The sequence below is a fragment of the Oerskovia sp. USHLN155 genome (assembly GCF_037145535.1).
Classification (GTDB): domain Bacteria; phylum Actinomycetota; class Actinomycetes; order Actinomycetales; family Cellulomonadaceae; genus Oerskovia; species Oerskovia rustica.
The window spans coordinates 244,267-269,682 of record NZ_JBBCXG010000006.1 but is presented as its reverse complement, the minus strand read 5'-3'; the positions used below and the strand labels follow the sequence as shown (position 1 = coordinate 269,682).

At 71.0% G+C, this 25,416-nt stretch carries 23 protein-coding genes; 17 read left to right on the top strand and 6 right to left on the bottom strand.

Going from position 1 to position 25,416, the window contains the following annotated elements; translation table 11 throughout:
- Window positions 1-50 precede the first annotated feature (50 nt).
- From WFH32_RS10830 to WFH32_RS10820, 3 genes are read left to right on the top strand one after another with little or no spacing between them, the layout of a single operon-like run.
- On the top strand, window positions 51-515 hold the full coding sequence (locus WFH32_RS10830; RefSeq protein WP_336707388.1) for a MarR family winged helix-turn-helix transcriptional regulator: 465 nt from the start codon (window positions 51-53) through the stop codon (window positions 513-515).
- A 16-nt stretch (window positions 516-531) separates the two neighbouring features.
- A complete protein-coding gene (gene coaE / locus WFH32_RS10825; RefSeq protein ID WP_191796831.1) occupies window positions 532-1,149 on the top strand; it encodes a dephospho-CoA kinase in 618 nt (205 codons plus the stop codon).
- On the top strand, window positions 1,146-1,808 hold the full coding sequence (locus tag WFH32_RS10820; protein WP_191796832.1) for a pyroglutamyl-peptidase I: 663 nt from the start codon (window positions 1,146-1,148) through the stop codon (window positions 1,806-1,808). Before coaE ends, WFH32_RS10820 begins: the two co-directional genes overlap by 4 nt.
- A 180-nt stretch (window positions 1,809-1,988) precedes the next feature.
- On the opposite strand, the gene WFH32_RS10815 is transcribed toward WFH32_RS10820, so the two are convergent.
- Window positions 1,989-3,386, bottom strand: coding sequence for a choice-of-anchor A family protein (locus WFH32_RS10815; protein ID WP_336707386.1), 1,398 nt, complete (start codon window positions 3,384-3,386; stop codon window positions 1,989-1,991).
- 247 nt (window positions 3,387-3,633) lie between these two features.
- Between WFH32_RS10815 and uvrB the strand changes: the two genes are divergently transcribed.
- The 4 genes from uvrB (at window position 3,634) to WFH32_RS10795 (ending at window position 8,507) form a co-directional block, all read left to right on the top strand.
- Complete coding sequence (uvrB, locus tag WFH32_RS10810; protein WP_191796834.1) at window positions 3,634-5,733, top strand: excinuclease ABC subunit UvrB; 2,100 nt, start codon at window positions 3,634-3,636, stop codon at window positions 5,731-5,733.
- A gap of 60 nt (window positions 5,734-5,793) precedes the next feature.
- On the top strand, window positions 5,794-6,216 hold the full coding sequence (locus WFH32_RS10805; protein WP_191796835.1) for a VOC family protein: 423 nt from the start codon (window positions 5,794-5,796) through the stop codon (window positions 6,214-6,216).
- Between the two features lie 279 nt (window positions 6,217-6,495).
- Entirely contained in the window at window positions 6,496-7,494 is a 999-nt protein-coding gene (locus WFH32_RS10800; protein ID WP_191796836.1) for a TerC family protein, read from the top strand.
- Window positions 7,494-8,507 carry a TerC family protein gene (locus tag WFH32_RS10795; RefSeq protein WP_191796837.1) on the top strand — a complete coding sequence of 338 codons (1,014 nt, stop codon included), beginning with the start codon at window positions 7,494-7,496 and terminating at the stop codon, window positions 8,505-8,507. The genes WFH32_RS10800 and WFH32_RS10795 overlap by 1 nt, the downstream gene beginning before the upstream one ends.
- Window positions 8,508-8,629: 122 nt before the next feature.
- Here the strand turns inward: WFH32_RS10795 and WFH32_RS10790 are convergent, their stop codons facing one another.
- Window positions 8,630-8,929, bottom strand: coding sequence for a YciI family protein (locus WFH32_RS10790; RefSeq protein ID WP_191796838.1), 300 nt, complete (start codon window positions 8,927-8,929; stop codon window positions 8,630-8,632).
- A gap of 113 nt (window positions 8,930-9,042) precedes the next feature.
- On the bottom strand, window positions 9,043-9,729 hold the full coding sequence (locus tag WFH32_RS10785; RefSeq protein ID WP_191796856.1) for an MBL fold metallo-hydrolase: 687 nt from the start codon (window positions 9,727-9,729) through the stop codon (window positions 9,043-9,045).
- Between the two features lie 246 nt (window positions 9,730-9,975).
- On the opposite strand from WFH32_RS10785, the gene uvrA reads away from it, so the two are divergent.
- Window positions 9,976-13,005: an excinuclease ABC subunit UvrA gene (gene uvrA, locus WFH32_RS10780; RefSeq protein ID WP_191796839.1), complete on the top strand. Its 3,030-nt coding sequence runs from the start codon at window positions 9,976-9,978 to the stop codon at window positions 13,003-13,005.
- Between the two features lie 69 nt (window positions 13,006-13,074).
- On the opposite strand, the gene WFH32_RS10775 is transcribed toward uvrA, so the two are convergent.
- Window positions 13,075-13,560 carry an OsmC family protein gene (locus WFH32_RS10775; RefSeq protein ID WP_191796840.1) on the bottom strand — a complete coding sequence of 162 codons (486 nt, stop codon included), beginning with the start codon at window positions 13,558-13,560 and terminating at the stop codon, window positions 13,075-13,077.
- Between the two features lie 103 nt (window positions 13,561-13,663).
- Between WFH32_RS10775 and uvrC the strand changes: the two genes are divergently transcribed.
- The 9 genes from uvrC (at window position 13,664) to WFH32_RS10730 (ending at window position 23,534) form a co-directional block, all read left to right on the top strand.
- Complete coding sequence (gene uvrC, locus WFH32_RS10770; RefSeq protein WP_336707382.1) at window positions 13,664-15,778, top strand: excinuclease ABC subunit UvrC; 2,115 nt, start codon at window positions 13,664-13,666, stop codon at window positions 15,776-15,778.
- Between the two features lie 147 nt (window positions 15,779-15,925).
- Window positions 15,926-16,864 carry an RNase adapter RapZ gene (gene rapZ / locus WFH32_RS10765; protein WP_191796842.1) on the top strand — a complete coding sequence of 313 codons (939 nt, stop codon included), beginning with the start codon at window positions 15,926-15,928 and terminating at the stop codon, window positions 16,862-16,864.
- Window positions 16,865-16,866: 2 nt separating this feature from the next.
- The gene (locus tag WFH32_RS10760; protein ID WP_318244183.1) at window positions 16,867-17,829 is read left to right on the top strand and encodes a gluconeogenesis factor YvcK family protein; all 963 of its coding nucleotides are present in this window, start codon (window positions 16,867-16,869) and stop codon (window positions 17,827-17,829) included.
- 195 nt (window positions 17,830-18,024) lie between these two features.
- Window positions 18,025-19,005, top strand: a complete 981-nt coding sequence (gene whiA / locus WFH32_RS10755) for a DNA-binding protein WhiA (RefSeq protein WP_030152462.1) — start codon at window positions 18,025-18,027, stop codon at window positions 19,003-19,005.
- Window positions 19,006-19,429: 424 nt separating this feature from the next.
- Window positions 19,430-20,434, top strand: a complete 1,005-nt coding sequence (gene gap, locus WFH32_RS10750) for a type I glyceraldehyde-3-phosphate dehydrogenase (RefSeq protein ID WP_030152463.1) — start codon at window positions 19,430-19,432, stop codon at window positions 20,432-20,434.
- Window positions 20,435-20,566: 132 nt separating this feature from the next.
- Window positions 20,567-21,766, top strand: coding sequence for a phosphoglycerate kinase (locus WFH32_RS10745; protein WP_191796843.1), 1,200 nt, complete (start codon window positions 20,567-20,569; stop codon window positions 21,764-21,766).
- Between the two features lie 43 nt (window positions 21,767-21,809).
- Window positions 21,810-22,604: a triose-phosphate isomerase gene (tpiA, locus tag WFH32_RS10740; RefSeq protein ID WP_191796844.1), complete on the top strand. Its 795-nt coding sequence runs from the start codon at window positions 21,810-21,812 to the stop codon at window positions 22,602-22,604.
- Between the two features lie 262 nt (window positions 22,605-22,866).
- Window positions 22,867-23,109: a preprotein translocase subunit SecG gene (gene secG / locus WFH32_RS10735; protein WP_056651589.1), complete on the top strand. Its 243-nt coding sequence runs from the start codon at window positions 22,867-22,869 to the stop codon at window positions 23,107-23,109.
- A 77-nt stretch (window positions 23,110-23,186) separates the two neighbouring features.
- Window positions 23,187-23,534, top strand: coding sequence for an RNA polymerase-binding protein RbpA (locus tag WFH32_RS10730; protein ID WP_036572236.1), 348 nt, complete (start codon window positions 23,187-23,189; stop codon window positions 23,532-23,534).
- A gap of 152 nt (window positions 23,535-23,686) precedes the next feature.
- Here WFH32_RS10730 and pgl read toward each other — a convergent pair whose 3' ends face one another.
- Both pgl and opcA read right to left on the bottom strand, forming a co-directional pair.
- A complete protein-coding gene (gene pgl / locus WFH32_RS10725) occupies window positions 23,687-24,475 on the bottom strand; it encodes a 6-phosphogluconolactonase (RefSeq protein ID WP_336707378.1) in 789 nt (262 codons plus the stop codon).
- On the bottom strand, window positions 24,472-25,389 hold the full coding sequence (gene opcA / locus WFH32_RS10720; protein ID WP_336707376.1) for a glucose-6-phosphate dehydrogenase assembly protein OpcA: 918 nt from the start codon (window positions 25,387-25,389) through the stop codon (window positions 24,472-24,474). The genes pgl and opcA overlap by 4 nt, the downstream gene beginning before the upstream one ends.
- Between the last annotated feature and the right edge of the window lie 27 nt (window positions 25,390-25,416).

Below are 25,416 nucleotides of genomic sequence, written 5' to 3'. Positions count from 1 at the left end.
TCACCATGAGTTGGTTCACAAGAGGTCGTCGGACGGCTAGTCTCGTGCCTGTGACGACAGACTTCGACGCCGAGAACGCCGAGTTCCTCACCCTGCTGCACGCCGCGATGCGCGCCGTCCGGAGGGAGGCGGGGGAGCGGCTCGAGCGCGCCCGGACCACGCCCGGGCAGTACCGCATGCTGCGGGTGCTCGACCGCTGCGACGGCCCTCAGCGGCCCGGCGCGCTGGCCGGCATCCTCGACGTCGCCCCGCGGTCCGTGACGTCCAAGGTCGACGACGCCGAGGCTGCCGGGCTCGTGCGCAGGCTGCCGGACCCGACCGACCGGCGCGCGACCCTCGTCGAGCTGACCGACGAGGGGCGCGAGACCCTCGCTGCGGTCGCCGCCGAGCGTGAGACGAGCGCGGGCACCCTGCTCTCGCGCCTCGACGCCGACGACCGGCACGAGCTCCTGCGCCTGCTGCGCGTCGTGGCGGGGGAGGCCGGCGCCTCCTCGAGGCGTGCGCACGGGGCATGACTGGCAGGATGGACCCATGTTTCGCGTAGGCCTGACCGGCGGGATCGCAGCAGGAAAGTCCGTGGCCCTCGATCGGTTCGCCGAGCTCGGGGCCTGCGTCATCGACGCCGACGTGCTCGCCCGTGAGGCCGTCGCGCCCGGCACCGTGGGCCTCGAGGAGGTCGTCCAGGCCTTCGGCGACGGCGTCCTCGCACCCGACGGGTCGCTCGACCGTGCACGGCTCGGGACCATCGTGTTCGGCGACGACGAGGCGCGGCGCCGGCTCAACGGGATCGTCCACCCGGAGGTCCGTCGCCTGTCGGCCGAGCGCGAGGCCCTCGTCGCCGCGCGTGACCCGCGCGCCGTCGTCGTGCACGACATCCCGCTGCTCGTCGAGACCGGTCAGGCCGAGTCCTTCCACCTCGTCGCCGTGGTCGTCGCCCCCGAGGGCGTGCGGCTCGAGCGCCTCGTGACCTCGCGTGGCATGCGCGAGGACGAGGCCCGGGCCCGGATCGCCGCGCAGGCCACCGACGCCGAGCGGCTCGCGGTCGCCGACGTCACGCTGGACGGCAGCGGCACGCCCGAGGCGCTGCGTGCCGAGGTGGACGCCCTGTGGGAACGCGTCGTGCGCGAGACCGCGGAGGAGCTCGCATGACCGTCCTGCTCTCGGGCTTCGAGCCGTTCGACGGCGCCGCGACCAACGCCTCCTGGCAGGCCGTGAGCGCGCTGCGTGACGCGTGGGACGGGGCCGAGCCTCTCGTTGCTGTCGAGCTGCCGTGCACGTTCGCGGGAGCGTGGCCCGCCCTGGAGGCCGCGATCGAGGAGCACCGGCCCCGGGTCGTGGTGGCCGTGGGCCTCGCGGGCGGGACGAGCGCGGTCCGCCTCGAGCGGGTCGCGATCAACGTGGTCGACGCGCGCATCCCCGACAACGCGGGATCGGCGCCCGTCGACGTCCCCGTCGTGGAGGGCGGCCCGGCCGCCTACTTCACGACCCTGCCCCTCAAGCCGGCGCTGGTCGCGGTGCGCGAGGCCGGGGTGCCCGTCGCGGTGTCGAGCACCGCCGGGACGTACGTGTGCAACGCGACGTTCTACGACCTCGCGCGCTGGGCCGACGGGCGGGACGACGTGCGTGCGGGATTCGTGCACGTGCCCGCGGTGGGCGGCCCGGGAGGTTCGTCGCCCGACGGCGGGTCCCTGCCGCTCGCGGCTCACGTCCGGGCGTTGCGGGTCGTCGTGGAGACGGCGCTGGCCGACCTCGACCGTCGCCTCGCCCCCGAGGCGGCGCGCGCCGTCTCGGCAGGCGCCGAGCACTGACGGGACGGCGGCCGCGAGCAGGTCCGAGCGGGCACTGGCCACGCCGGGGACGGGGGGGGGGGCCCGCGGGGGGGGCGCCCGGGCGCGCGCCCGGCGGGGCCGCGGGCGGGGCCGGGGGGGGGGGGGGGGGGCCCCCGGGGGCCCCCCCCGGGGGGCCCTCGGCCGTTCGTCAGCGGGACGTCAGCTCGTGGTGCGCTTGCGTCGCGCCAGCAGGACGAGCCAGGTGCCGCCTGCGAGGAGAGCCGCGGCGACCACGACGATCAGCGCGGTCTGCGCGCCGGTGGCGGCGAGGCCGCCTTCCTCCTGGCCGCTCGCCGTCTGAGCGGGCTTCGCGGGCGCAGTGGCGCTCGGGGACGGCTGGGGGTCGGCGACCGGGGTGGCCTCGTCCAGCGGGACCGGAGGCGCGGTGGTGGCGAGAGGAGCCGGAGTCTCCTTCTCCACGGGCGTCTCGGGGGCCGGGGTCTCCTCCTCGGTGCCGGTCTCGGGCTCCTTCTCCTCGCCGCCCGTCCCCGGGTCCTTCGGGGTGGTGGGCTGCTCGCAGCCGAGCGTCGCCGAACCGGTCCACGGGAAGCTGTGGTGCTCGAGGCCGCCGCTGGCTCCCGCCCCGCCGAACGTCAGGTCCCCACCGATGTACAACCGACCGTTGGTGTGGGTCTTCTGTGCGACGTCGGCCTGTGGTGCCAGGATCGAGCCGACGGTCTGGCTGCTGCTCGTCATGGTGAGCTTCGTGGCGTCGGGGAAGTTCCACAGGATGCGGGGGGCCCACTTGCCGAGGGCCGCTCCCGCGTCGATCCGGTCGCTGCCCGCGGCGATGTAGTTCAGCGAGAGGTCCGGCGTCCTGCCCGAGACGTTCACGACGATCGGTGCGGACGCCCCGACGTTCTCGAACGTGACCTCACCGCGCAGGCTCGCCACCTGCTCGGCGGAGACGTCGAAGACCTGTACCGCGGACGAACCGTCGCCGGTCAGGACCTTCCCGGCGAGGCTCCCGGTCGCGGGCTTGCTCGCCAGGTCGGCCGAGACCTTGTCGAGCTCGGCCCCGAGGGCCTTGGCCTGGGGTGCGGGCACGGGCGAGTGCGGGGACTTCTTCCCGCCGTTGAGCTCGAAGGTCCCCTCGATGGCGCCGCCGGCGACGACGTTCCCGCCCTTGTCGAGCCGGTGGGCGACCTCGACACGTCCGGACTTGACGGTCACAGCCCCGGCGGCCAGGACCATGTCGCTGCCGCTCGGCGGCGTGAACTGGGACCCGGCGCCGACCACGCCGAGGTTCATCAGGTCGCCCGTGTCGATGGTCACCGACCCCTGGGAGACGAGGACGCCCTCGGACTCCTTGGCCCCGCCCAGCGCGGTGTAGTCGCCGCCGACGAAGACGGCCACACCCTTGTCGGTGAACAGCGGCGTGTTCGTGAGGCCACCGGTGAAGTCGGGGCAGTCGGTCCCGAGGGCTGTCGCGGGCAGCGGGGTGGTGGCGAGGGCGGGGGCCGCGCCGAGGCCCAGCAGGCCGGTGGTCAGGGCGCCGGCGGCGAGCGCGCCGAGGAGGGTGCGCTGGGGTGTCCTGCGCGTCGAGCTGAGGAACATCGATGTCTCCGGGGTCGAGGCCGAAAGTAAGGTCTACGTACTAATCCACGGCCCAGGATGGCCCGACGTCTGGTTTGTCAGGGGATATCAGGAGATGCGCGAGGATCACCGGCACAGTATTGGGCCCCGTCGCGACACGCCAAATCCCTCGCCGGGTGAAAGTCCCCGTTCAGGTCGCGCCTTCGTCGACCGTGGGCTAGCGGCGGTCGATAGTTCGCTTGTCGGTGGTTCGCCGTACCGTGGAACCATGCGTCCCGTCACCGATCTGCAGCGCACCGTCGCCCCGTTCGAGGTCATCTCCGACTACACGCCGTCAGGTGACCAGCCCACCGCGATCGCCGACCTCTCGCAGAGGCTACGGGCGGGTGAGAAGGACGTGGTGCTGCTCGGGGCGACGGGGACCGGGAAGTCCGCGACGACGGCCTGGCTCATCGAGGAGCTGCAGCGCCCCACGCTGGTCATGGCCCCCAACAAGACCCTCGCGGCCCAGCTGGCCACCGAGTTCCGGGAGCTGCTCCCCAACAACGCGGTCGAGTACTTCGTGTCCTACTACGACTACTACCAGCCCGAGGCGTACATCGCGCAGACGGACACCTACATCGAGAAGGACTCCTCGATCAACGACGAGGTCGAACGCCTCAGGCACTCGGCGACGTCCTCGCTCCTGACGCGGCGCGACGTCGTCGTCGTGGCCTCGGTGTCCTGCATCTACGGCCTCGGCACGCCGCAGGAGTACGTGGACCGCATGGTCCGTCTCGACGTCGGCGACCAGGTCGAGCGCGACGCGATGCTGCGGCAGTTCGTGACCATGCAGTACACCCGCAACGACCTGGCCTTCACGCGAGGTACCTTCCGGGTGCGCGGCGACACCGTGGAGATCATCCCGGTCTACGAGGAGCTCGCGATCCGGATCGAGTTCTTCGGCGACGAGATCGAGGCGATCCACCTGCTGCACCCGCTGACGGGTGACGTGGTCCGTTCGGAGACGAGCGTCAACCTGTTCCCGGCGACGCACTACGTCGCCGGTCCGGAGCGCATGGAACGCGCGATCACCTCGATCGAGTCCGAGCTGGAGCAGCGGCTCGCAGAGCTCGAGCGGCAGAACAAGCTCCTCGAGGCTCAGCGTCTGCGCATGCGGACCACGTACGACATCGAGATGATGCGCCAGATCGGGTCGTGCTCGGGCATCGAGAACTACTCGCGACACATCGACGGCCGAGAGGCCGGCACGGCCCCGCACACGTTGCTGGACTACTTCCCCGAGGACTTCCTCCTCGTGATCGACGAGTCCCACGTCACGGTCCCGCAGATCGGGGCGATGTTCGAGGGCGACATGTCGCGCAAGCGCAACCTGGTCGACCACGGTTTCCGCCTGCCGAGCGCCATGGACAACCGGCCGTTGCGCTGGGAGGAGTTCGTCGAGCGGATCGGGCAGACGGTCTACCTCTCGGCGACCCCGGGCAAGTACGAGCTCTCGATGTCGGACGGTGTGGTCGAGCAGATCATCCGGCCCACGGGCCTGGTCGACCCGGAGATCGTCGTCAAGCCGACGACGGGGCAGATCGACGACCTGCTCCACGAGATCCGCGAGCGGGTCGAGCGCAACGAGCGCGTGCTGGTCACGACCCTGACCAAGAAGATGTCCGAGGACCTCACGGACTACTTCCTGGAGCGCGACGTCCGCGTCCGGTACCTGCACTCCGAGGTCGACACCCTGCGGCGCGTCGAGCTGTTGCGCGAGCTGCGCATGGGCGAGTACGACGTCCTCGTGGGCATCAACCTGCTCCGTGAGGGGCTCGACCTGCCCGAGGTGTCCCTCGTCGCGATCCTCGACGCCGACAAGGAGGGCTTCCTGCGCTCCGGGACGTCCCTCATCCAGACGATCGGGCGTGCCGCCCGCAACGTGTCCGGCCAGGTCCACATGTACGCCGACAAGATCACACCGGCCATGGCACAGGCGATCGAGGAGACCACGCGGCGTCGCGAGAAGCAGGTCGCGTACAACCTGGAGCACGGCGTCGACCCCACGCCGCTGCGCAAGAAGATCGCCGACGTGACGGACATGCTCGCCCGTGAGGACATCGACACGCAGGAGCTCCTCGCCGGCGGCTACCGCCAGCCCGGCAAGGGGCGCGCGCCGGTCCCGGGGGGGCCCAAGGAGGGCGCGACGACGGCCAACCGGCTCGCGGGGGTCGCCGCGGGCGAGCTCGCGGACCTCATCCAGGAGCTCAGCGACCAGATGCACGCGGCGGCGGCCGAGCTCCAGTTCGAGCTCGCCGCGCGGCTGCGTGACGAGATCTCCGGGCTCAAGAAGGAGCTGCGGCAGATGCAGTCGGCCACTGCCTGAGCGCTGGTACGCCCGGGCCGACGTCGTCGGTCCGGTGACGGCGACGGAACGAGGGATGCCATGGCACGCACGGTCCAGATCACGTTCGACGCGGCCGACCCGAAAGGCCTCGGTGCCTTCTGGTGCGTCGCGCTGGGGTACGTCGAGCAGCCCCCGCCGGAGGGGTTCGCCGACTGGGAGTCCGCCATGGCCGCGTGGGGCATGAGCCCGGACCGGTACAACGCGTTCTACGCGGTCGTGGACCCGGACGGCGTGGGGCCACGGATCTTCATCCAGCAGGTCCCGGAGCCGAAGACGGCCAAGAACCGCATGCACATCGACGTGGGCGTCGAGGGTGAGGGGGCCGACCGCGTACGCAACGTCCGGGCGCACACCGAGCGCCTCGTCGCGTTGGGGGCGACGCTGCTCCAGGAGATGGACGAGAACGGCGAGTTCTGGATCGTCCTGCAGGACCCGGAGGGCAACGAGTTCTGCGTCCAGTGAGGGGGGAGCGCGCCACGGGGCTGCCTGCTCCGGGAAGGTTCGGCGGGCCCGGGCGGTTGTGGGAGGCGTGGGAGCTCGCCTCGTGCCATGCCCTATGCTTGCTCAGTTGAAGGGGAGTATTCCCGAAACGGTGATGTCGTCATCACGGCCGGCGCAGTCGTCGGCCCGGTGTCACCGGTCCTGCACGGTCACCTCTCGCGATCGCCTCCGGGCGCATCGGTGACCGCGAGGGCGGAAGAGACCTTCGGTACTCGACGCTACGTACCGGAGGTATGAGTGATGGATGTTCCTGTCTGGATGTGGGTCGCGACGATCGGCATGATCCTCGCGATGCTGGCCTTCGACTTCGTGGGTCACGTCCGCACCCCGCACGCTCCCACCCTCAGGGAAGCCTCGTGGTGGTCCGCCGGCTACGTCGGCATCGCGATCCTCTTCGGCGCCGGGATCTGGGCCTACTTCGGCTCGGTCTACGGCGGGGAGTACTTCGCCGGGTACATCACCGAGAAGAGCCTGTCGGTCGACAACCTCTTCGTGTTCGTCCTCATCATGACGAGCTTCCGGGTGCCCAGGCTGTACCAGCAGAAGGTCCTGCTGATCGGCATCACGATCGCCCTGGTCCTGCGCACGATCTTCATCTTCCTGGGTGCCGCGCTGATCGAGAACTTCAGCTGGGTCTTCTACATCTTCGGCGCCTTCCTCATCTACACCGCGTACACGCAGGTCAAGAGCGCGCGTGAGCACGACGACGAGGAGTACAAGGAGAACGGCGTCCTGCGCCTCACGCGTCGTCTCTTCCCGACGACGGACGCGTACGTCGAGGACAAGATGTTCACGAAGATCGACGGCAAGCGCTACATCACGCCGATGCTCATCGTGATGATCGCCATCGGCAGCGCCGACCTGCTGTTCGCGGTCGACTCGATCCCCGCGATCTTCGGGCTCACGCAGGAGACGTTCCTCGTCTTCGCGGCCAACGCGTTCTCGCTCCTGGGCCTGCGCCAGCTCTACTTCCTGATCGACGGTCTCCTCGACCGGCTCGTGTACCTCGCCTGGGGCCTGGCCGCGATCCTCGGCTTCATCGGGATCAAGCTCCTCATCCACGCGCTGCACAAGAACGAGATCCCGTTCATCAACGGTGGCGAGCACGTCACTGCCATCCCTGAGATCTCGACGGCCGTCTCGCTCAGCTTCATCCTGGTCACGCTCGCCATCACGACGATCGCGAGCCTGGCCAAGGACAAGAGCGACCGTCGTCGCCTGGAGAAGGAAACCTACTGATGCAGCACGAGCTGCCGTTCTGGTTCGAGGCGGCGTCCCTGACGACCCTCGTCGTCCTCCTGCTCGTCGACCTGGTGATCGTGGGCCGCCGCCCGCACGTGCCGTCGATGAAGGAGAGCGGCCTGTGGGTGGCGTTCTACGTCGCCCTGGCACTGGCCTTCGGCGGCCTCGTCGCCCTCGTGGGCGGCAGTGCTCCTGCGGTCGAGTTCTACGCGGGCTGGCTCACCGAGTACAGCCTCTCGGTCGACAACCTCTTCGTGTTCGTGATCATCATGACGAGGTTCGCCGTGCCGCGGGAGCACCAGCAGAAGGTGCTCATGGTGGGGATCATCGTGGCGCTCGTGCTGCGGGGGGCTTTCATCCTCGCGGGGGCCGCGATCATCGCCCAGTTCGTGTGGGTCTTCTACCTCTTCGGGGCGTTCCTGATCTACACCGCGATCAAGCTGGTCGTGGGCGGGGACGAGTCGGAGGAGTACCAGGAGAACCGGCTCATCCGGTCGCTGCGCCGGGTGCTGCCGCTGTCGCCCACGTACGACGGCGGCAGGCTGCGCACCGTGGTCGACGGCAAGCGGCTCTTCACGCCCATGCTGATCGTGTTCCTCGCGATCGGCAGCACGGACCTGCTGTTCGCGTTCGACTCGATCCCGGCGATCTTCGGGCTCACGCACGACCCGTTCATCGTGTTCACGACGAACGTCTTCGCCCTCATGGGGCTGCGTCAGCTCTACTTCCTGCTGGGCGGCCTGCTCGAGCGGCTCGTGTACCTGCCGATCGGCCTCGCCGTGATCCTGGGGTTCATCGGGATCAAGCTGATCCTCGAGGCCCTGCACGAGAACACGTTGCCGTTCATCAACGGCGGACAGCACATCGAGGCCGTCCCGACGGTGCCGATCTGGCTCTCGCTCGTGGTCATCCTGGGTGCGCTCGGGGTCACGACCGTGGCGAGCCTGCTGCGGACGCGTGGTCAGCAGCAGGACGAGTCCCTGCCCGACGACGTCGACGCGGCCTCGTAGGCCCGTCGTGGCGGGCACTGCTCGCCCAGTGACGCGAACGGCCCGTCTCCCTCCGGGGAGACGGGCCGTCGTACGTTCGCGGACGGTGGTGGCGGTCGCCCTCTCGGGGCTCCGGCGAGAGGTCAGGCGCGGTCGGCCCAGGGCCCGATCACAGGTGCCCACGGTCGGACCGTCCGACGCGTGATGACGTTCTCCCGGGCGAACGGGTCGGCGTCGAACGCGCGCGCGACCGCCGCCTCGTCCGGGGCGTCGACGAGCAGGAGGGCGCCGGCCGGGTTCGCCGCGTCCTGGGCGAGGGGCCCGGAGGCGAGCAGCGTGCCCTCGTCGAGCAGGCCGCGCAGGAAGGCGCGGTGCTCGGGGCGGAACTCGTCCAGGACGGCGGGCTTGTCGGCGTAGGTGTAGGTCACGGCGAAGATCGGCATGGCGACATTGAAGCACCATCGCGCGCGGGGCCGGTCGACGGGGTCGTACCTGGTACGGACGCGGCGCTCACCGGCCCTGACGAGGTCTGCGGAGGCAGCGCGGACGACGAGGGCTACCAGCCGCGCTCGCGCCACTCGTCGAGGTGGGGTCGTTCTGCCCCGAGCGTCGTGTCGGCGCCGTGGCCCGGGTACACCCACGTGGCGTCGTCGTACCTGTCGAAGAGCCTGCTCGTGACGTCCGCGTAGAGCAGGGCGAAGCGCTCCGGGTCGTTCGACGTGCTCCCCACGCCGCCCGGGAACAGCGAGTCCCCCGTGAACAGGTGCGCGCGGCCGGGCACCGCGCCCGGGGCGCTCGCGTGCTCGGGCTCTCGGTAGACGAGCGTGACCGACCCGGGGGTGTGACCGCGCAGGGCGACCACCTCGAGCGTGAGGTGGCCGAGGACGATCGTGTCGCCGTCGTGCAGGGGGCGCGAGACGGTGGCGCCGGTCGCCTCGGTGACGGCCTCCGCGTCGGGGGCCCCGGCCGCGAGCTGCGCGCCGGACGCGGCGGCGATCGAGGCGAGCGCCCCGACGTGGTCGAGGTGCCGGTGCGTCGTGACGACGAGGTCGAGGCGGGCGGTCGGGGAGCCCTCTCGGACGAGCTCCAGGAGCCGGTCGGGCTCGGCCGCCGCGTCGACGAGGAGCTGTGCGCCGCTCCTGCGGCACGTCAGGAGGTAGGCGTTGTTCTCGGACGGTCCGACGGCGAGCTTGCGGACCTCGACCTCGTCCAGGACCCGCAGGTCGCTCGGGCCTGCGACCATGACGTCTCCGGTGTATCCCACGCGGATCTCCTCGCTGCGCTGGTTGTCGTCCTCGTGGACGACCGGCCGCCGGTGTGACGAGCCTCTCGTGCCGAGTCTGGCACGCCACGGGAGGGGGTGACGCCGCTGCTCACGGGGACGCCGGGCGTACGCCCGTGGTCATCGGCGGGGTCCTCGGGGCGGTTGCCGGACGACCGGTGGTCGAACAGGTGTGCGAATGTCAGGGGCGAGGCATACGATGCTTCGGTGAGCAACCGCCTTGTCATCGCTGGTGCCCGTGAGCACAACCTTCGCAACGTCGACCTCGACCTGCCGAGGGACCAGCTCATCGTCTTCACAGGCCTCTCCGGGTCCGGAAAGTCCTCCCTCGCGTTCGACACGATCTTCGCCGAGGGGCAGCGCCGCTACGTCGAGTCGCTGTCCGCGTACGCCCGCCAGTTCCTCGGGCAGATGGACAAGCCGGACGTCGACTTCATCGAGGGGCTGTCGCCCGCGGTGTCGATCGACCAGAAGTCGACCAACCGCAACCCGCGGTCGACCGTGGGCACCATCACCGAGGTCTACGACTACCTGCGCCTGCTGTTCGCGCGCGCCGGGACCCAGCACTGCCCGGTCTGTGGCGAGAAGGTCCAGGCGCAGACGCCGCAGCAGATCGTGGACCGCCTCCTCGAGCTGCCCGAGGGGACCCGCTACCAGGTCCTCGCTCCCGTGGTGCGCGGTCGCAAGGGGGAGTACGGCGAGCTCTTCAAGGAGCTGCAGTCCAAGGGGTTCGCGCGCGCCCGCGTCGACGGTGAGGTCGTCCAGCTCACGGATCCTCCCGCGCTCGAGAAGAAGCTCAAGCACGACATCGAGGTCGTGATCGACCGCCTCGTCTCGCGCGAGGGCGTCCAGCGCCGGCTCACGGACTCGGTCGAGACCGCGCTCGGGCTCGCCGGTGGGCTCGTGGTCGTCGAGCTCGTCGACGCGGACGCGGACGACCCGCAGCGCGAACGACGCTTCTCGGAGAAGCGTGCGTGCCCCAACGACCACGAGCTCACGCTCGACGAGATCGAGCCCCGCACCTTCTCGTTCAACGCGCCCTACGGCGCGTGCCCCGAGTGCACGGGCATCGGCTTCCGTCTCGAGGTGGACCCGGACCTCGTCGTCCCGGACGACGAGAAGTCCCTCGCCGAGGGCGCGGTCGCGCCCTGGGCGCAGATCTCCTCGGAGTACTTCACCCGTGTCCTGACGGCCCTGGCCTCGGATCTGGGCTTCTCCATGGACGTGCCGTGGCGCGCGCTGCCTCAGCGCGCCCAGCAGGCCGTGCTGTACGGGCAGAACCACGAGGTGCACGTCCGGTACAAGAACCGTTGGGGGCGCGAGCGCCAGTACTCGACCGGATTCGAGGGAGTCGTGACGTTCCTGGAGCGTCGCCACGGCGAGACCGAGTCGGAGTGGTCCAAGGAGAAGTACGAGGCGTACATGCGCGAGACGCCGTGCCCGGTGTGCCAGGGCACGCGCCTCAAGCCCGAGGTCCTCGCCGTCAAGGTCGGCGACAAGTCGATCGCCGAGGTCTGCCGGCTCCCGCTGCGCGAGGCCGCGGCCTTCCTCGGCTCGCTCGAGCTGGGCACGCGCCAGAAGGCCATCGCGACCGAGGTCCTCAAGGAGATCGACGCGCGCCTCGGCTTCCTGCTCGACGTCGGGCTGGACTACCTCTCGCTCGAGCGTCCGGCCGGGACCCTCTCGGGTGGTGAGGCGCAGCGCATCCGTCTCGCGACGCAGATCGGCTCGGGGCTCGTCGGCGTCCTGTACGTCCTCGACGAGCCGAGCATCGGTCTGCACCAGCGGGACAACCGCCGGCTCATCGACACCCTCACGCGGCTGCGGGACCTCGGGAACACGCTCATCGTCGTCGAGCACGACGAGGACACCATCCGGGCCGCCGACTGGATCGTCGACATCGGCCCCGGCGCCGGCGAGCACGGTGGGCGCGTCATCCACTCGGGCGACTACGCAGGACTCCTGGAGGCCCCCGAGTCCGTCACGGGCGCCTACCTCGCCGGGCGCCGCAGCATCCCGCTGCCCGCCGCCCGCCGCCCCGTCGACAAGGACCGTCGGGTCACGGTCATCGGCGCCCGCGAGCACAACCTCGAGGGCATCGACGTGAGCTTCCCGCTCGGCACCCTGACCGCGGTCACCGGGGTCTCGGGGTCGGGCAAGTCCACGCTGGTCAACTCGATCCTCTACACCGTGCTCGCGAACGAGCTCAACGGCGCGCGCCAGGTCGCGGGTCGGCACCGCCGGATCACGGGGCTCGAGAACCTCGACAAGGTGGTCCACGTCGACCAGGGGCCCATCGGCCGCACCCCGCGGTCCAACCCCGCCACGTACACGGGGGTCTGGGACCACGTCCGCAAGCTCTTCGCCGAGACGAGCGAGGCCAAGGTCCGTGGCTACACACCCGGCCGGTTCTCGTTCAACGTCAAGGGTGGCCGCTGCGAGGCGTGCTCGGGCGACGGCACCATCAAGATCGAGATGAACTTCCTGCCGGACGTCTACGTCCCGTGCGAGGTGTGCCACGGTGCGCGGTACAACCGCGAGACGCTCGAGGTGCACTTCAAGGGAAAGACCGTCGCGGACGTGCTCGACATGCCGATCGAGGAGGCCTCGGAGTTCTTCGCCGCTGTCCCGACGATCTCGCGGCACCTCAAGACGCTCTCCGAGGTCGGCCTCGGCTACGTGCGCCTGGGGCAGCCCGCGCCCACGCTCTCGGGTGGCGAGGCCCAGCGCGTCAAGCTCGCGAGCGAGCTGCAGAAGCGCTCGACGGGGCGGACCATCTACGTGCTGGACGAGCCCACGACGGGGCTGCACTTCGAGGACATCCGCAAGCTCCTCGCAGTGCTCCAGTCGCTCGTCGACAAGGGCAACTCGGTGCTCGTGATCGAGCACAACCTGGACGTCATCAAGAACGCCGACTGGGTCATCGACATGGGTCCGGAAGGTGGGTCCGGCGGTGGTCGGGTCATCGCGGAGGGTACGCCCGAGCAGGTGGCAGCGGTCCCCGCGAGCCACACGGGGCGCTTCCTCGCCGAGGTCCTCACGGGTGACCCCATCCCGGTCGCCCCCTTGCCCAAGAAGTCGTCCGCCGCCAAGGCCGGGACGGGCAAGGCGACGGCGGCGAAGGCCCCGCGCAAGACCTCTGCGCGCAAGTCGTCCACGACGGCGGCGGCCACCGAGGGCGCCTCGTCGGTCACGGCCTCGGCCGCCCTGAAGAAGGCTGCGCCCGCGAGCGACTGAGACCGCCCACCGACCGCCCGGAGGGGCCAGGTCCTGCCGGCGCCCGGATCGCCGGGCGCCGGGGGCGCCTCAGGCCGCGTGCGTGCGCAGCGGCGCGGGTTCGAGGAGCACGGGGAAGTTCACCGAGCGCGCCAGGAAGCAGTGGTCGTGCGCGCGGCGGTGGATCTCGGCCACGGCGGACTCGGTGACCCCGGGCCCGTCGTCGACCACGACGTGCGGGTGCAGCGTGACGTCCGTGAACTGGCCGGCCCCCGCGGACTCGACCCGCATGGTGCCGGTCACCTCGTCCGTGTAGTCGCGCACGACGACCCCCGCGGCCGACGCGAGGTGCAGGAACCACAGCATGTGGCACTGCGACAGGCTCGCGACGAACAGCTCCTCGGGGCTGTACCGGCTCGGGTCGCCGCGGAACGCGGGATCGGCCGAGCCGGGGAGCGTCGGCCGACCGGCGAGGTCGACGTCGTGGTCCCGGCTGTACGCGGTGTAGGTGGTGGTTCCGGTCTGGCCTGCGCCGGTCCAGCGGACGGTCGCGGCGTAGGAGTGAAGGGCGCCCATGCGGTCACCCTAGCGGCGGTCGGGCGTTCGTGTGTGACGGGCGTCACGTGAAGCGCGCCGACGGGGGTCCTGACTGTGGGTGCGCTGTCCTAGGCTGGCGGACATGGCTGATCCGTCCTCGTACCGCCCCGCACCGGGGGAGATCCCCACGTCACCGGGCGTGTACCGCTTCCGCGACGAGCACGGCCGCGTCATCTACGTCGGCAAGGCGAAGAACCTGCGTGCGCGCCTCGGCAGCTACTTCCAGGACCTGTCGAACCTCCACTACCGCACCCAGACGATGGTCACGACGGCCGCGTCGGTCGAGTGGACGGTCGTGGGTACCGAGGTCGAGGCCCTCGCGCTCGAGTACTCGTGGATCAAGGAGTTCGACCCGCGGTTCAACGTCAAGTACCGCGACGACAAGTCCTACCCGTACCTCGCGGTGACCCTGGGGGAGCAGTTCCCGCGCGCGCAGGTCATGCGTGGCGCCAAGCGCCCGGGGACCCGCTACTTCGGTCCCTACGGGCACGCCTGGGCGATCCGCGAGACGCTCGACCTGCTGCTGCGGGTCTTCCCGGTCCGCACGTGCTCGGCGGGCGTCCTCAAGCGGGCCCAGCAGACGGGTCGCCCGTGCCTGCTCGGCTACATCGACAAGTGCTCGGCGCCCTGCGTCGGCCGCATCACGTCCGAGGCCCACCATGCGCTCGCCGAGGACTTCTGCGACTTCATGGCGGGTGACACCGCGAAGTTCATCCGCCGGGTCGAGGCGAAGATGAAGGAGGCGGCAGCGGCCATGGAGTACGAGCAGGCCGCCCGCCTGCGCGACGACATCCTGGCTCTCGAGCGGGCCATGGAGAAGAACGCCGTCGTGCTCGGCGACGCGACCGACGCGGACATCTTCGCGCTCGCGGGTGACGAGCTCGAGGCCGCGGTGCAGGTCTTCCACGTGCGCGGTGGCCGAATCCGTGGGCAGCGTGGCTGGATCGTCGAGAAGGTCGAGGACGTGACCGACGCCGAGCTCGTCGAGCACCTCCTGCAGCAGGTCTACGGCTCGGTCGACGAAGCCCTCGGCGACTCCTCGACCCCGTCGTCGAGCGTCGTCCCCCGGGAGGTCCTCGTCCCGGTCCTGCCGCCCGACACCGAGCAGGTCGTCGCGTGGCTCACGGGCCTGCGGGGCGCCAAGGTCGACGTGCGGGTGCCCCAGCGCGGGGACAAGCGCGAGCTCGCGGCGACCGTGCACAAGAACGCCGAGCACGCCCTCGCGCTGCACCGCACGCGCCGCGCGGGCGACCTGACCACGCGCAGCCAGGCGCTGCGCGAGATCCAGGAGGCGCTGGGCCTCGACACCGCGCCGCTGCGCATCGAGTGCTACGACGTGTCCACCACGCAGGGCACGCACCAGGTCGCGTCCATGGTCGTCTTCGAGGACGGGCTCGCGCGCAAGAGCGAGTACCGCCACTTCGCGATCCGCGGCCCCGAGGGACTGGGCGCGCGGGACGACACCGCGGCCATGCACGAGGTCATCACGCGTCGTTTCAAGCGCTACCTCGCGGACCGCTCCCAGGCCACGGACGTCGAGATGGACCTGGGGGCCGACGACGACACCGCGAGCGACGCGGACGCCGTCGCCGCGGGCTACGTCCCGCGCTCGGGCGAGGTGGGCGCGGACGCCCCTGCGGGTCGCGCCGCCCGCTTCGCCTACCCGCCCAACCTCGTCGTGGTCGACGGCGGGCCGCCCCAGGTCGCCGCGGCGGCCCGGGCGCTCGCTGAGCTCGGGATCGACGACGTCGCGCTCTGCGGGCTCGCGAAGCGGTTGGAGGAGGTCTGGCTGCCGGGGGAGGACTACCCCGTGATCCTGCAGAGAAGCTCCGAGGGGCTGTACCTGCTGCAGCGGGTCCGGGACGAGGCCCACCGGTTCGCGATCTCCTATCACCGCAAGAAGCGCGGCAAGGCCATGACCGTGTCGGTGCTGGACGACGTCCCGGGTCTCGGGCCCGCGCGCAAGAAGGCGCTCCTCACCCATTTCGGCTCGCTCAAGCGGTTGCGTGCGGCGTCTGCGGAAGAGATCGCGACCGTCCCCGGCATGGGAGCTGCGACCGCGGCAGCGGTCGTGGCGGCACTCGGGCCCGCGACGCCGCCACCCGCCCGTGGCGCGGCGCCCGACGACGCCCCGACCGGTTCGCCCGAGGACGCCGCACCCCTGACCGGCGCGTCCGAGGAGGGGGCGCCGGCGTGACGGCTCAGGGCGTGCGTCCGCCCGTGTGGACCGCTCCGCCCGAGGTGCGCGTCGTCGTCGGGCCGGGGGTCTGGGGCCGGACACGCCCGGGACGCGCGCAAGGGTCGTCCGGCCCGGCGCTCCGCGACCGGCTGGCATGCTGGTGACATGAGCACCGAACCCTCCCCGACGACCGTCCCGCAGGGCATCCCCGCGATCGAGGCGACCACGCACGCCCCCGAGCGGTCCGACGCCGAGGTCCTGGTGATCACCGGGATGTCGGGCGCCGGGCGCTCGCGGGCGGCCGCGGTGCTCGAGGACCTGGACTGGTACGTCGTCGACAACATGCCGCCGCGCATGCTCGTTCCCCTCGTCGACATGATGACCCGGGCAGGGTCGAGCGTGCAGCGGATCGCGGCCGTCGTCGACGTGCGCGGAGGCGGCTTCTTCACGGACCTCCTCGACGTCCTCAAGCACCTGCGCGACGCCGGGGTCTTCTACCGGATCCTGTTCCTCGACGCGTCCGACGAGGTCCTCGTGCGCCGCTACGAGCAGGTCCGGCGCCCGCACCCGCTGCAGGGCAACGGGCGGATCCTCGACGGGATCGCCGAGGAGAGGCGGCTGGTCGCGAGCGTCGAGGAGCGGGCCGACGTCGTGATCGACACCTCCGAGCTCAACGTCCACGACCTCGCCCGGGAGGTCCGCGCCGCCGTCGCCCAGGGGACCCCCGACACGCTGCGCATCAACGTGGTCTCCTTCGGGTTCAAGTACGGGATCCCGCTCGACGCGGACCACGTCGTCGACATGCGGTTCCTCGCGAACCCGTACTGGATCACCGAGCTGAGGCACCTCACCGGGCGCGACCAGGCCGTGCGGGACTACGTCCTCGCGCGCCCGGGGGCCCTCGAGTTCGTCGATAGGTACGTCAGTGCGCTCGAGCCCGTCCTGGCCGGATACCTGGCCGAGGAGAAGCGGTACGTGACCATCGCCGTGGGCTGCACGGGCGGCAAGCACCGGTCCGTCGCCATCTCCGAGGTGCTCGCCCAGCGGTTGCGCGCCGTGGGGCAGCGCGTCACGGTGACGGCCCGCGACCTCGGCAAGGAGTAGTCGTGACCCTCGCCAACCCGGCGGTCGTCGCGCTCGGCGGCGGGCACGGCCTGTCCGCGACGCTCTCGGCGCTGCGACTCATGTCCGATCGGATCACGGCCGTCGTGACGGTCGCCGACGACGGCGGGTCCTCCGGGCGCCTGCGCACCGAGCTCGGTGTGCTCCCGCCCGGGGACCTGCGCATGGCGCTCGCGGCCCTGTGCGACGACTCGGAGTGGGGCCGGACGTGGAGCTCGGTCCTGCAGCACCGGTTCTCCTCGAGCGGCGACCTCGACCAGCACGCGGTCGGGAACCTCCTGATCGTCGCGCTGTGGGAGCTGCTCGACGACCCGGTCGCGGGTCTCGACTGGGTCGGCAAGCTCCTGGGCGCCAGGGGGCGGGTCCTGCCCATGGCCGCGGTGCCTCTCGGCATCGAGGTCGACGTGCGGACGGCCGAAGGCCTCTCGACCATCGTCGGGCAGAGCCAGGTCGCGGTGACCCACGAACGCATCGAGCAGCTGCGGCTCGTGCCGCCCGACCCGCCGGCCTGCCCCGAGGCCGTGGACGCCGTCATGGGCGCCGACTGGGTGGTCCTCGGACCGGGCTCCTGGTACTCCTCGGTCATGCCGCACCTGCTCGTCCCCGAGCTCGCGCGAGCCCTGCACGAGACCACGGCGCGGCGCTGCGTCGTCCTCAACCTCTCGAACAGCTCGGGCGAGACCTACGGGCTGACGGCCACGGACCACCTCGAGGCCCTGCACAAGCACGCACCCAGCCTCCGCATCGACGCGGTGCTCGCGGACCCGAGCGCGGTCGACGACGTCGGTCTGCTCGCGGACGAGTCGGCCCGCACGGGCGCCCGGCTGCTGCTGCGCCAGGTGGGGCGGTCGGACGGTACGCCGCGGCACGATGCGCTGCGGCTCGCAGCCGCTCTGCGCGACGTCTTCGACGGGGCCCTGGGAGACGTGGGTACCGCGTCGGGCTGAGGTGTACCGGCCACGACGAACCCGTGCGAGCAGGCCGCTGTCGGCGACCGTCCGGCACCGGTCGACGACAGGGCCCCCAGCGCTCTATGCAGGAGCTCGAGGGGTTGGTCGCGCGGTCGCCGTGGCGCCGTGCCGCGGCGCGTCTCCTGGCAGAAGGCGGTCACGATCGTTGCTCGTTGATGGGAGGATGTCGGCATGGCGTTGACGGCACAGGTGAAGGACGAGCTCGCGCGACTCAAGGTGGACAAGACCTCCTGCCGCAAGGCGGAGGTCTCTGCCATGCTGCGGTTCTCGGGAGGGTTGCACATCATCTCGGGGCGTATCGTGATCGAGGCGGAGCTGGACACGGCGATCGCCGCCCGTCGGCTCCGGCAGACGATCAGCGACGTGTACGGCCACACGAGCGAGCTGATCGTGGTCTCGGCCGGAGGGCTGCGCCGCAGCAGCCGGTACGTCGTGCGGGTCGTCAAGGACGGCGAGTCGCTCGCCCGGCAGACGGGTCTGCTCGACAACCGTGGCCGCCCGGTCCGTGGGCTGCCGCCGCAGGTCGTCTCCGCCGGGGTCGGGGAGGCCGAGGCAGCGTGGCGCGGCGCCTTCCTGGCGCACGGCTCGCTGACCGAGCCCGGACGCTCGTCGGCCCTCGAGGTGACGTGTCCCGGGCCCGAGGCGGCGCTCGCGCTCGTCGGCGCCGCGCGGCGACTGGGGATCGCCGCGAAGGCGCGCGAGGTCCGTGGGGTGGACCGGGTCGTGATCCGGGACGGCGAGGCGATCAGCGCGATGCTGACCCGTCTCGGGGCCCACGAGACCGTGGTCGTCTGGGAGGAGCGGCGCCAGCGCCGCGAGGTGCGCGGGACGGCCAACCGGCTCGCGAACTTCGACGACGCGAACCTGCGCCGGTCGGCCCGTGCCGCGGTGGCTGCCGGGGCCCGCGTCGAGCGCGCGTTCGAGATCCTGGGCCCCGACCTGCCGGACCACCTCCGGGAAGCGGGGGAGCTGCGGCTCGCCCACAAGCAGGCCTCGCTCGAGGAGCTGGGTCAGCTCGCCGAGCCGCCGCTGACGAAGGACGCCGTGGCCGGCCGTATCCGCAGGCTCCTGTCGACCGCCGACAAGCGGGCGGCCGAGCTCGGGATCCCGGACACCGAGGCCGGCCTGAGCCCGGACCTGCTCGACGTCTGACGGTCGGCCTCCCGGGGCGCGTCGTCCGCGGGTGCGGCGGGGCCGCTGCACGGTCACGTGCGGGCCGGAACGCTCCTCGCGCGGTCATGGTCGGCGCGCCGGGTGTGACGTCGGTCTCGGACCCCGGTCACATTCCCACGGTGCGTCCGTGGGCGTCTCAGATCCGCCTCCAGGTCACGGGATGGGGAGCATTGGGTATAGGATCGGGGATGTCAGGTGACAAAGACGTGCTCCTTCACTGAGGTCTTCGGGACCCTGTTGAGTCGCAGCTGTCGCTGTGGCCCTGCGAGATCCCCGGAGTCCACGCCGCAAGGCATCCAGTGGGGGAGTACTTCGCCGTTACCACCTACGTACGCCGTAGTACGTGATCGTTCGGCATCAACCGTGTGCGTCGGAAACACCGGCGCGCCCTGAGGAGGGCATTGTGACCATCCGCGTCGGTATCAACGGCTTCGGTCGTATCGGACGTAACTTCTTCCGCGCCATCATCGCGTCGGGGGCGGACATCGAGATCGTGGGTGTCAACGACCTCACGGACAACAAGACGCTCGCGCACCTGCTGAAGTACGACACCGTCCTGGGTCGTTTCCCGCTGAGCGTCGACTTCGACGAGAACAACATCATCGTCGACGGCAAGGCCATCCGTGCCCTCGAGGAGCGCGACCCCGCGAACCTGCCCTGGGCCGAGCTCGGCGCCGACATCGTCATCGAGTCGACCGGTTTCTTCACCGACGCGACCAAGGCCAAGGCTCACATCGAGGCCGGCGCCAAGAAGGTCATCATCTCCGCCCCGGCGAAGAACGAGGACGGCACCTTCGTCGTCGGCGTGAACCACGAGCAGTACGACCCCGCGACGCAGCACATCATCTCCAACGCGTCGTGCACCACGAACTGCCTCGCCCCGATGGCCAAGGCCCTCAACGACGCGATCGGCATCGAGCGCGGTCTCATGACCACGATCCACGCGTACACGGGTGACCAGAACCTCCAGGACGGCCCCCACAAGGACCTGCGTCGTGCCCGTGCGGCCGCGCAGAACATCGTCCCCACCTCGACCGGTGCGGCCAAGGCCGTCGCTCTCGTGCTCCCCGAGCTCAAGGGCAAGCTCGACGGCTTCGCGATGCGCGTCCCCGTCATCACCGGTTCGGCCACGGACCTCACGTTCACCGCCTCGAAGACCGTCACGGTCGAGGAGGTCAACGCTGCGGTCAAGGCTGCCGCCGAGGGCCCGCTCAAGGGCGTCCTGAAGTACGTCGACGACGACATCGTCTCCTCGGACATCGTCACGGACCCGCACACCTCGATCTTCGACTCGAAGCTCACCAAGGTGAGCGGCGACCTGGTCAAGGTCGTCGCCTGGTACGACAACGAGTGGGGCTACTCCAGCTCGCTCGTCTCGCTCACGCAGTACGTGGGTGCTCGTCTCTGATCTCCGTCCTTCGTGACGTGAGGTGAATTCTGCGTCCGCGTGCGTGGCCGGCCCGGTTGGCCGCCCATGCACGCGGACGCAGTCATGTGTGACGTGACCTGTTTCGACCCTGTTCAGACCAGGAGTGTGCTCATGAAGACCATCGACTCCCTCGGCGACCTGCGCGGCAAGCGCGTGCTCGTCCGCTCGGACTTCAACGTCCCCCTCGACGGGACGACCATCACGGACGACGGCCGCATCCGCGCCGCGCTCCCCACGCTCAAGCGGCTGACCGACGCCGGCGCGAAGGTCGTCGTGACCGCGCACCTCGGGCGTCCCAAGGGTGAGCCCGACGCCAAGTACTCCCTCGCTCCTGTCGCGGCGCGCCTGGGCGAGCTGCTCGGCGCTCCCGTGACGCTCGCGGACGACACCGTCGGTGAGTCCGCCAAGGCCACGGTCGCCGCGCTCGGCGACGGCGAGGTGGCGCTGCTCGAGAACATCCGCTTCGACGCTCGCGAGACCTCGAAGGTCGACGCGGAGCGCGAGTCGCTCGCCGCGGACCTCGCCTCGCTCGCGGACGCGTACGTGTCCGACGGCTTCGGCGTGGTGCACCGCAAGCAGGCGTCGGTCTACGACATCGCCAAGGTGCTGCCGTCCGCGGTCGGCGAGCTGGTCCTCAAGGAGGTCGACTCCCTCAAGAAGGCGACCGAGGACCCCGCGCGCCCCTACGTCGTCGTGCTCGGCGGGTCGAAGGTCTCCGACAAGCTCGGCGTCATCGCCAACCTGCTGACCAAGGCGGACCGCCTGCTCATCGGTGGCGGCATGGTCTTCACGTTCCTCGCCGCCAAGGGCTACTCGGTGGGCAACTCGCTCCTCGAGACGGACCAGATCGACACCGTGAAGGGCTACCTCGCGGACGCCGAGAAGGCCGGCGTCGAGATCGTCCTGCCCACGGACATCCTCGCCGCGGACTCGTTCGCCGCCGACGCTCCCTACGAGGTCGTGCCCGCGGACGCCATCCCCGACGGCAAGATCGGCCTGGACATCGGCCCCGAGTCCGCCAAGCTCTTCGCGAGCAAGATCGTGGACGCCAAGACGGTCGTCTGGAACGGTCCGGCGGGCGTCTTCGAGTTCGAGGCGTTCTCCGGCGGCACCCGTGCCGTCGCGCAGGCCCTGGTCGACGCGACCGCGAACGGCGCGTTCACGATCGTCGGCGGTGGCGACTCCGCGGCGGCCGTGCGCATCCTCGGCTTCGACGAGGCCGGCTTCAGCCACATCTCGACCGGTGGCGGCGCGAGCCTGGAGTTCCTCGAGGGCAAGTCCCTCCCGGGGCTCGCAGTCCTCGAGGCCTGACCCCACCACCGCAGCCTCACGGCTCACAGAAGGTAGACACACCATGACTGATGCACGTACCCCGCTCATCGCGGGCAACTGGAAGATGAACCTGGACCACCAGGAGGCCATCCACACGGTCCAGAAGCTCGCCTGGGCCCTCAAGGACGCCAAGCACGACTTCTCGGCCGTCGAGGTCACCGTCCTGGTCCCGTTCACGGACCTGCGCAGCGTGCAGACGCTGGTCGACGCCGACAAGCTCGAGCTGACGTACGGCGCGCAGGACGTCTCGCAGCACGTCTCGGGCGCCTACACGGGTGAGATCTCGCCCGTGTTCCTGAGCAAGCTGGGCGTGACCTACGTCGCGATCGGCCACTCGGAGCGTCGCCAGTACCACGGTGAGGACGACGCGCTCGTCAACGCCAAGTCGAAGGCCGCCCTCGCGCAGGGCCTGGTCCCGATCATCTGCGTCGGCGAGGCGCTCGACATCCGCAAGGCCGGCGAGCAGGTCTCGTACACGCTCGCGCAGGTCGACGGCGCCCTCAAGGGCCTGTCCGCGGAGGACGCCGCCAAGGTCGTCATCGCGTACGAGCCCGTCTGGGCCATCGGCACCGGCGAGGTCGCCACGCCGCAGGACGCGCAGGAGGTCGCGGGCGCGATCCGTGCCCGTCTCGCCGAGCTGTACTCGGCCGAGGTGGCCGACGCCGTCCGCGTGCTCTACGGCGGTTCGGTCAAGTCCTCGTCGATCGCCGAGCTCATGAAGGAGCAGGACGTCGATGGTGCTCTGGTCGGTGGCGCGAGCCTCGACCCCGAGGAGTTCGCGAAGATCGCGCGCTTCCAGTCGCACCACGGGGCCTGAGTCCCCCTGCTGCCGGGTCGCGCCGCACGGCGCGGCCCGGCAGCGTGGCCACCGCGGGAGCGGTGGCCTTTTCTCGCGGTAGCCCGTCCGGCGTGGCGTCCCGACCGGCAGCATCGACCACCGGGCGGAACGGTTCGTCGGATCGGGCCCGCGTCGCCTACCCTTGTCCTCGGTGCCGTACCTGTGCCTCAGGTCGGTCCAGGACACCCGTTGCGGTCCGCTCTCGACTTCTCGACGTGGACCCAGAGCCAAGGACGTACTCGTGGACGCGCTGCGCATCATCCTCCAGATCCTGCTGGTCATCACCAGCGGCTTCTTGACCCTCCTCGTGCTCATGCACAAGGGCAAGGGCGGCGGCCTCTCCGACATGTTCGGTGGCGGCATCTCGAGCAGCGCCGGCAGCTCCGGCGTGGCCGAGCGCAACCTGAACCGCATCACCATCACGTTCGCGATCACCTGGACCGTCGTGATCATCCTTCTGGGGCTCATCCAGAAGGTCAGCTGACCCGGCGCCGACGCCGTCGGCACAGGGTGTGGAACCGTTCCGCTCCGCGGGCGGTCGGAAGTCAGGGGAGTGAAGTCGTGGCTGGTGGTAGTGCTATCAAGGGGTCGCGCGTCGGTGCCGGCCCGCTGGGAGAGACGGAGCGGGGCGACGTCGCCCCTCGTACCTGGGTCTCCTACTGGTGTGCCAACGGACACGAGACGCGTCCGAGCTTCTCGTCCGAGGTGGAGATCGTCACGCCCGAGACCTGGGACTGCCCGCGCTGCGGGCTGCCCGGGGGACAGGACCCGGCGAACCCGCCGAGCGCGCTGCGCAACGAGCCGTACAAGACGCACCTCGCCTACGTGAAGGAGCGTCGCAGCGACGAGGACGGCGTGGCCCTCCTCGACGAGGCGCTCGCCGCGCTCCGGGCACGCCGCGGCCGCTAGGACGCCCGTGCGGCCGTGAACGGTCCGCACCCTCAGCAAGGCCCTCCGGGGCAGGTACGACAGCACAGCGGGCCCCGTCCGGGAAGGACGGGGCCCGCTGTGCTGTCGGCTGCTTCTGCGGTCGTCGGTCGTGCTGGCAGCGGCTCAGCGGCTCAGCGGCTCAGCGCGTGGTGCTGGCTCGCCGCGACGTCGACGAGCCACAGCGTGCGCTGCGTGCCCAGGGCCCCGGCCGCCGGGGTCGTCGTCACCGGGTCGCCCGCCAGTGCGGAGGCGACCGCGGGGGCCTTCTCCGCTCCGGCGGCCACGACCCAGACCTCCTGGGCCGCCTGGATCGCGGAGAACGTCAGGGAGACGCGCTCGGGCGGCGGCTTGGGGGAGTCGTGCACCCCGGTCGTCGCCCCGTCGGCGTCGAGCGCCGCGTTCCCGGGGAAGAGCGACGCGACGTGCCCGTCCGGACCCATGCCCAGCAGGAGGACGTCGAACGCGAGGTGCGCGCCGCCGTCGGGCGTGAAGCGCGAGAGCTCGTCCGCGTAGAGCGCGGCCGACTCCTCCGGGGTCCCGACGCCGTCGCCCGGCGCAGGCATCACGTGCACGTTCTGCGGTGGCAGGGTCGGCAGGTGGTCGAGGAAGGCCTCGCGTGCCTGCGTCTCGTTGCGCTCGGGGTCGCCCGTCGGCAGGAAGCGCTCGTCGCCCCACCACAGGTGCACGCCGGTCCAGTCGACCGCGTCGCGCACGGGGTGCGCGGCGATCGCCGCGAGCGACCGGATCCCGACGGTGCCGCCAGTGAGGACGACGTGGACGGGCGTGCGGACGGACTGGATGTCGAGGATGCGGGTCAGCAGCCGGGCCGCGACGGCCTCGGCGAGGACGCCTGCGTCGGGGTGCACGACGACGAGGCGCGCCCCGTGCGCGCGAGCGGCGGCCCCTGCCTCGGCCGTCATTCGCCGATCCTCGCGAGACCCTTGGTGAGGACCTCGCCGTAGACCTCGTCGGGGTCGAGGCGGCGCAGCTCCTCGGTCAGGCACTCCTCGAGCTGGCGCAGCGGCAGCGAGATGCGGCGGTCGGGCTGGCCCGGCTGGGTCAGCGTCACGATGCGACCGTCGGGCCGGGACAGCACGATCGCGCCGCCCTTGCGCTCGAGGGTCACCTTCGTGATGCCCGAGACACCGCGGCGGCGGACCAGCTTGACCTGGCACTTGAGCTGCTGGGCGAGCCAGGCCGCGAGGACGTCGACCGAGGGGTGGTGCTCCTCGCCCTCGACCTCGACGGCCGTGACGGACTCGTACGGCGGCTGGTCGAGCGCCGCCGCGATCAGGCCGCGCCAGAGCGTCACGCGGGTCCACGCGAGGTCCGTGTCGCCCGGGTGGTGGCTCCTGCTCAGGCGCTGGAGCGTCTGGAGCGACTTGCCCGCGTTGACGGCGTCCGTGATGCGGCGGTGGGCCATCTGGCCGACCGGGTCCGCCGACGGGTTGTCGGGCGTCTCCCGGGGCCACCAGGCCACGATCGGCGCGTCGGGCAGCAGGAGGGGCATCACGAGGGTGTCGGTGTGCGCGACGAGCGGGCCCGACGGGCGCAGGATGATGACCTCGCTGGCGCCCGCGTCGCCGCCGATGCGGATCTGGGCGTCGAGCCGGGCCGCCGTGCGCTTGTTCGCGGGCGCGACGACCACGACACGGCACGGGTGCTCGCGCGAGGCGCCGTTGGCTGCGGCGACCGCGTCCTCGACGTCGGCCTCCTCGGCCAGGACGACGAGGGTCAGGACACGGCCGAGGGCCACGGCGCCGCCCTCGTCGCGCAGCTTCACGAGGCGCTTGTTGACCGCATTGGTCGTCGTCTCGGGGAGATCGATGATCATGAGGTGAGGCTCCAGTTCGAGGTCCGG

What these genes read in the sequence shown, in the direction of transcription:
- coaE (WP_191796831.1), top strand. Translation starts at nt 532, where the DNA reads ATGTTTCGCGTAGGCCTGACCGGCGGGATCGCAGCAGGAAAGTCCGTG.
- WFH32_RS10820 (WP_191796832.1), top strand. Translation starts at nt 1,146, where the DNA reads ATGACCGTCCTGCTCTCGGGCTTCGAGCCGTTCGACGGCGCCGCGACC.
- WFH32_RS10815 (WP_336707386.1), bottom strand. Translation starts at nt 3,386, where the DNA reads ATGTTCCTCAGCTCGACGCGCAGGACACCCCAGCGCACCCTCCTCGGC.
- uvrB (WP_191796834.1), top strand. Translation starts at nt 3,634, where the DNA reads ATGCGTCCCGTCACCGATCTGCAGCGCACCGTCGCCCCGTTCGAGGTC.
- WFH32_RS10805 (WP_191796835.1), top strand. Translation starts at nt 5,794, where the DNA reads ATGGCACGCACGGTCCAGATCACGTTCGACGCGGCCGACCCGAAAGGC.
- WFH32_RS10800 (WP_191796836.1), top strand. Translation starts at nt 6,496, where the DNA reads ATGGATGTTCCTGTCTGGATGTGGGTCGCGACGATCGGCATGATCCTC.
- WFH32_RS10795 (WP_191796837.1), top strand. Translation starts at nt 7,494, where the DNA reads ATGCAGCACGAGCTGCCGTTCTGGTTCGAGGCGGCGTCCCTGACGACC.
- WFH32_RS10790 (WP_191796838.1), bottom strand. Translation starts at nt 8,929, where the DNA reads ATGCCGATCTTCGCCGTGACCTACACCTACGCCGACAAGCCCGCCGTC.
- WFH32_RS10785 (WP_191796856.1), bottom strand. Translation starts at nt 9,729, where the DNA reads ATGGTCGCAGGCCCGAGCGACCTGCGGGTCCTGGACGAGGTCGAGGTC.
- WFH32_RS10775 (WP_191796840.1), bottom strand. Translation starts at nt 13,560, where the DNA reads ATGGGCGCCCTTCACTCCTACGCCGCGACCGTCCGCTGGACCGGCGCA.
- uvrC (WP_336707382.1), top strand. Translation starts at nt 13,664, where the DNA reads ATGGCTGATCCGTCCTCGTACCGCCCCGCACCGGGGGAGATCCCCACG.
- rapZ (WP_191796842.1), top strand. Translation starts at nt 15,926, where the DNA reads ATGAGCACCGAACCCTCCCCGACGACCGTCCCGCAGGGCATCCCCGCG.
- whiA (WP_030152462.1), top strand. Translation starts at nt 18,025, where the DNA reads ATGGCGTTGACGGCACAGGTGAAGGACGAGCTCGCGCGACTCAAGGTG.
- WFH32_RS10745 (WP_191796843.1), top strand. Translation starts at nt 20,567, where the DNA reads ATGAAGACCATCGACTCCCTCGGCGACCTGCGCGGCAAGCGCGTGCTC.
- tpiA (WP_191796844.1), top strand. Translation starts at nt 21,810, where the DNA reads ATGACTGATGCACGTACCCCGCTCATCGCGGGCAACTGGAAGATGAAC.
- pgl (WP_336707378.1), bottom strand. Translation starts at nt 24,475, where the DNA reads ATGACGGCCGAGGCAGGGGCCGCCGCTCGCGCGCACGGGGCGCGCCTC.
- opcA (WP_336707376.1), bottom strand. Translation starts at nt 25,389, where the DNA reads ATGATCATCGATCTCCCCGAGACGACGACCAATGCGGTCAACAAGCGC.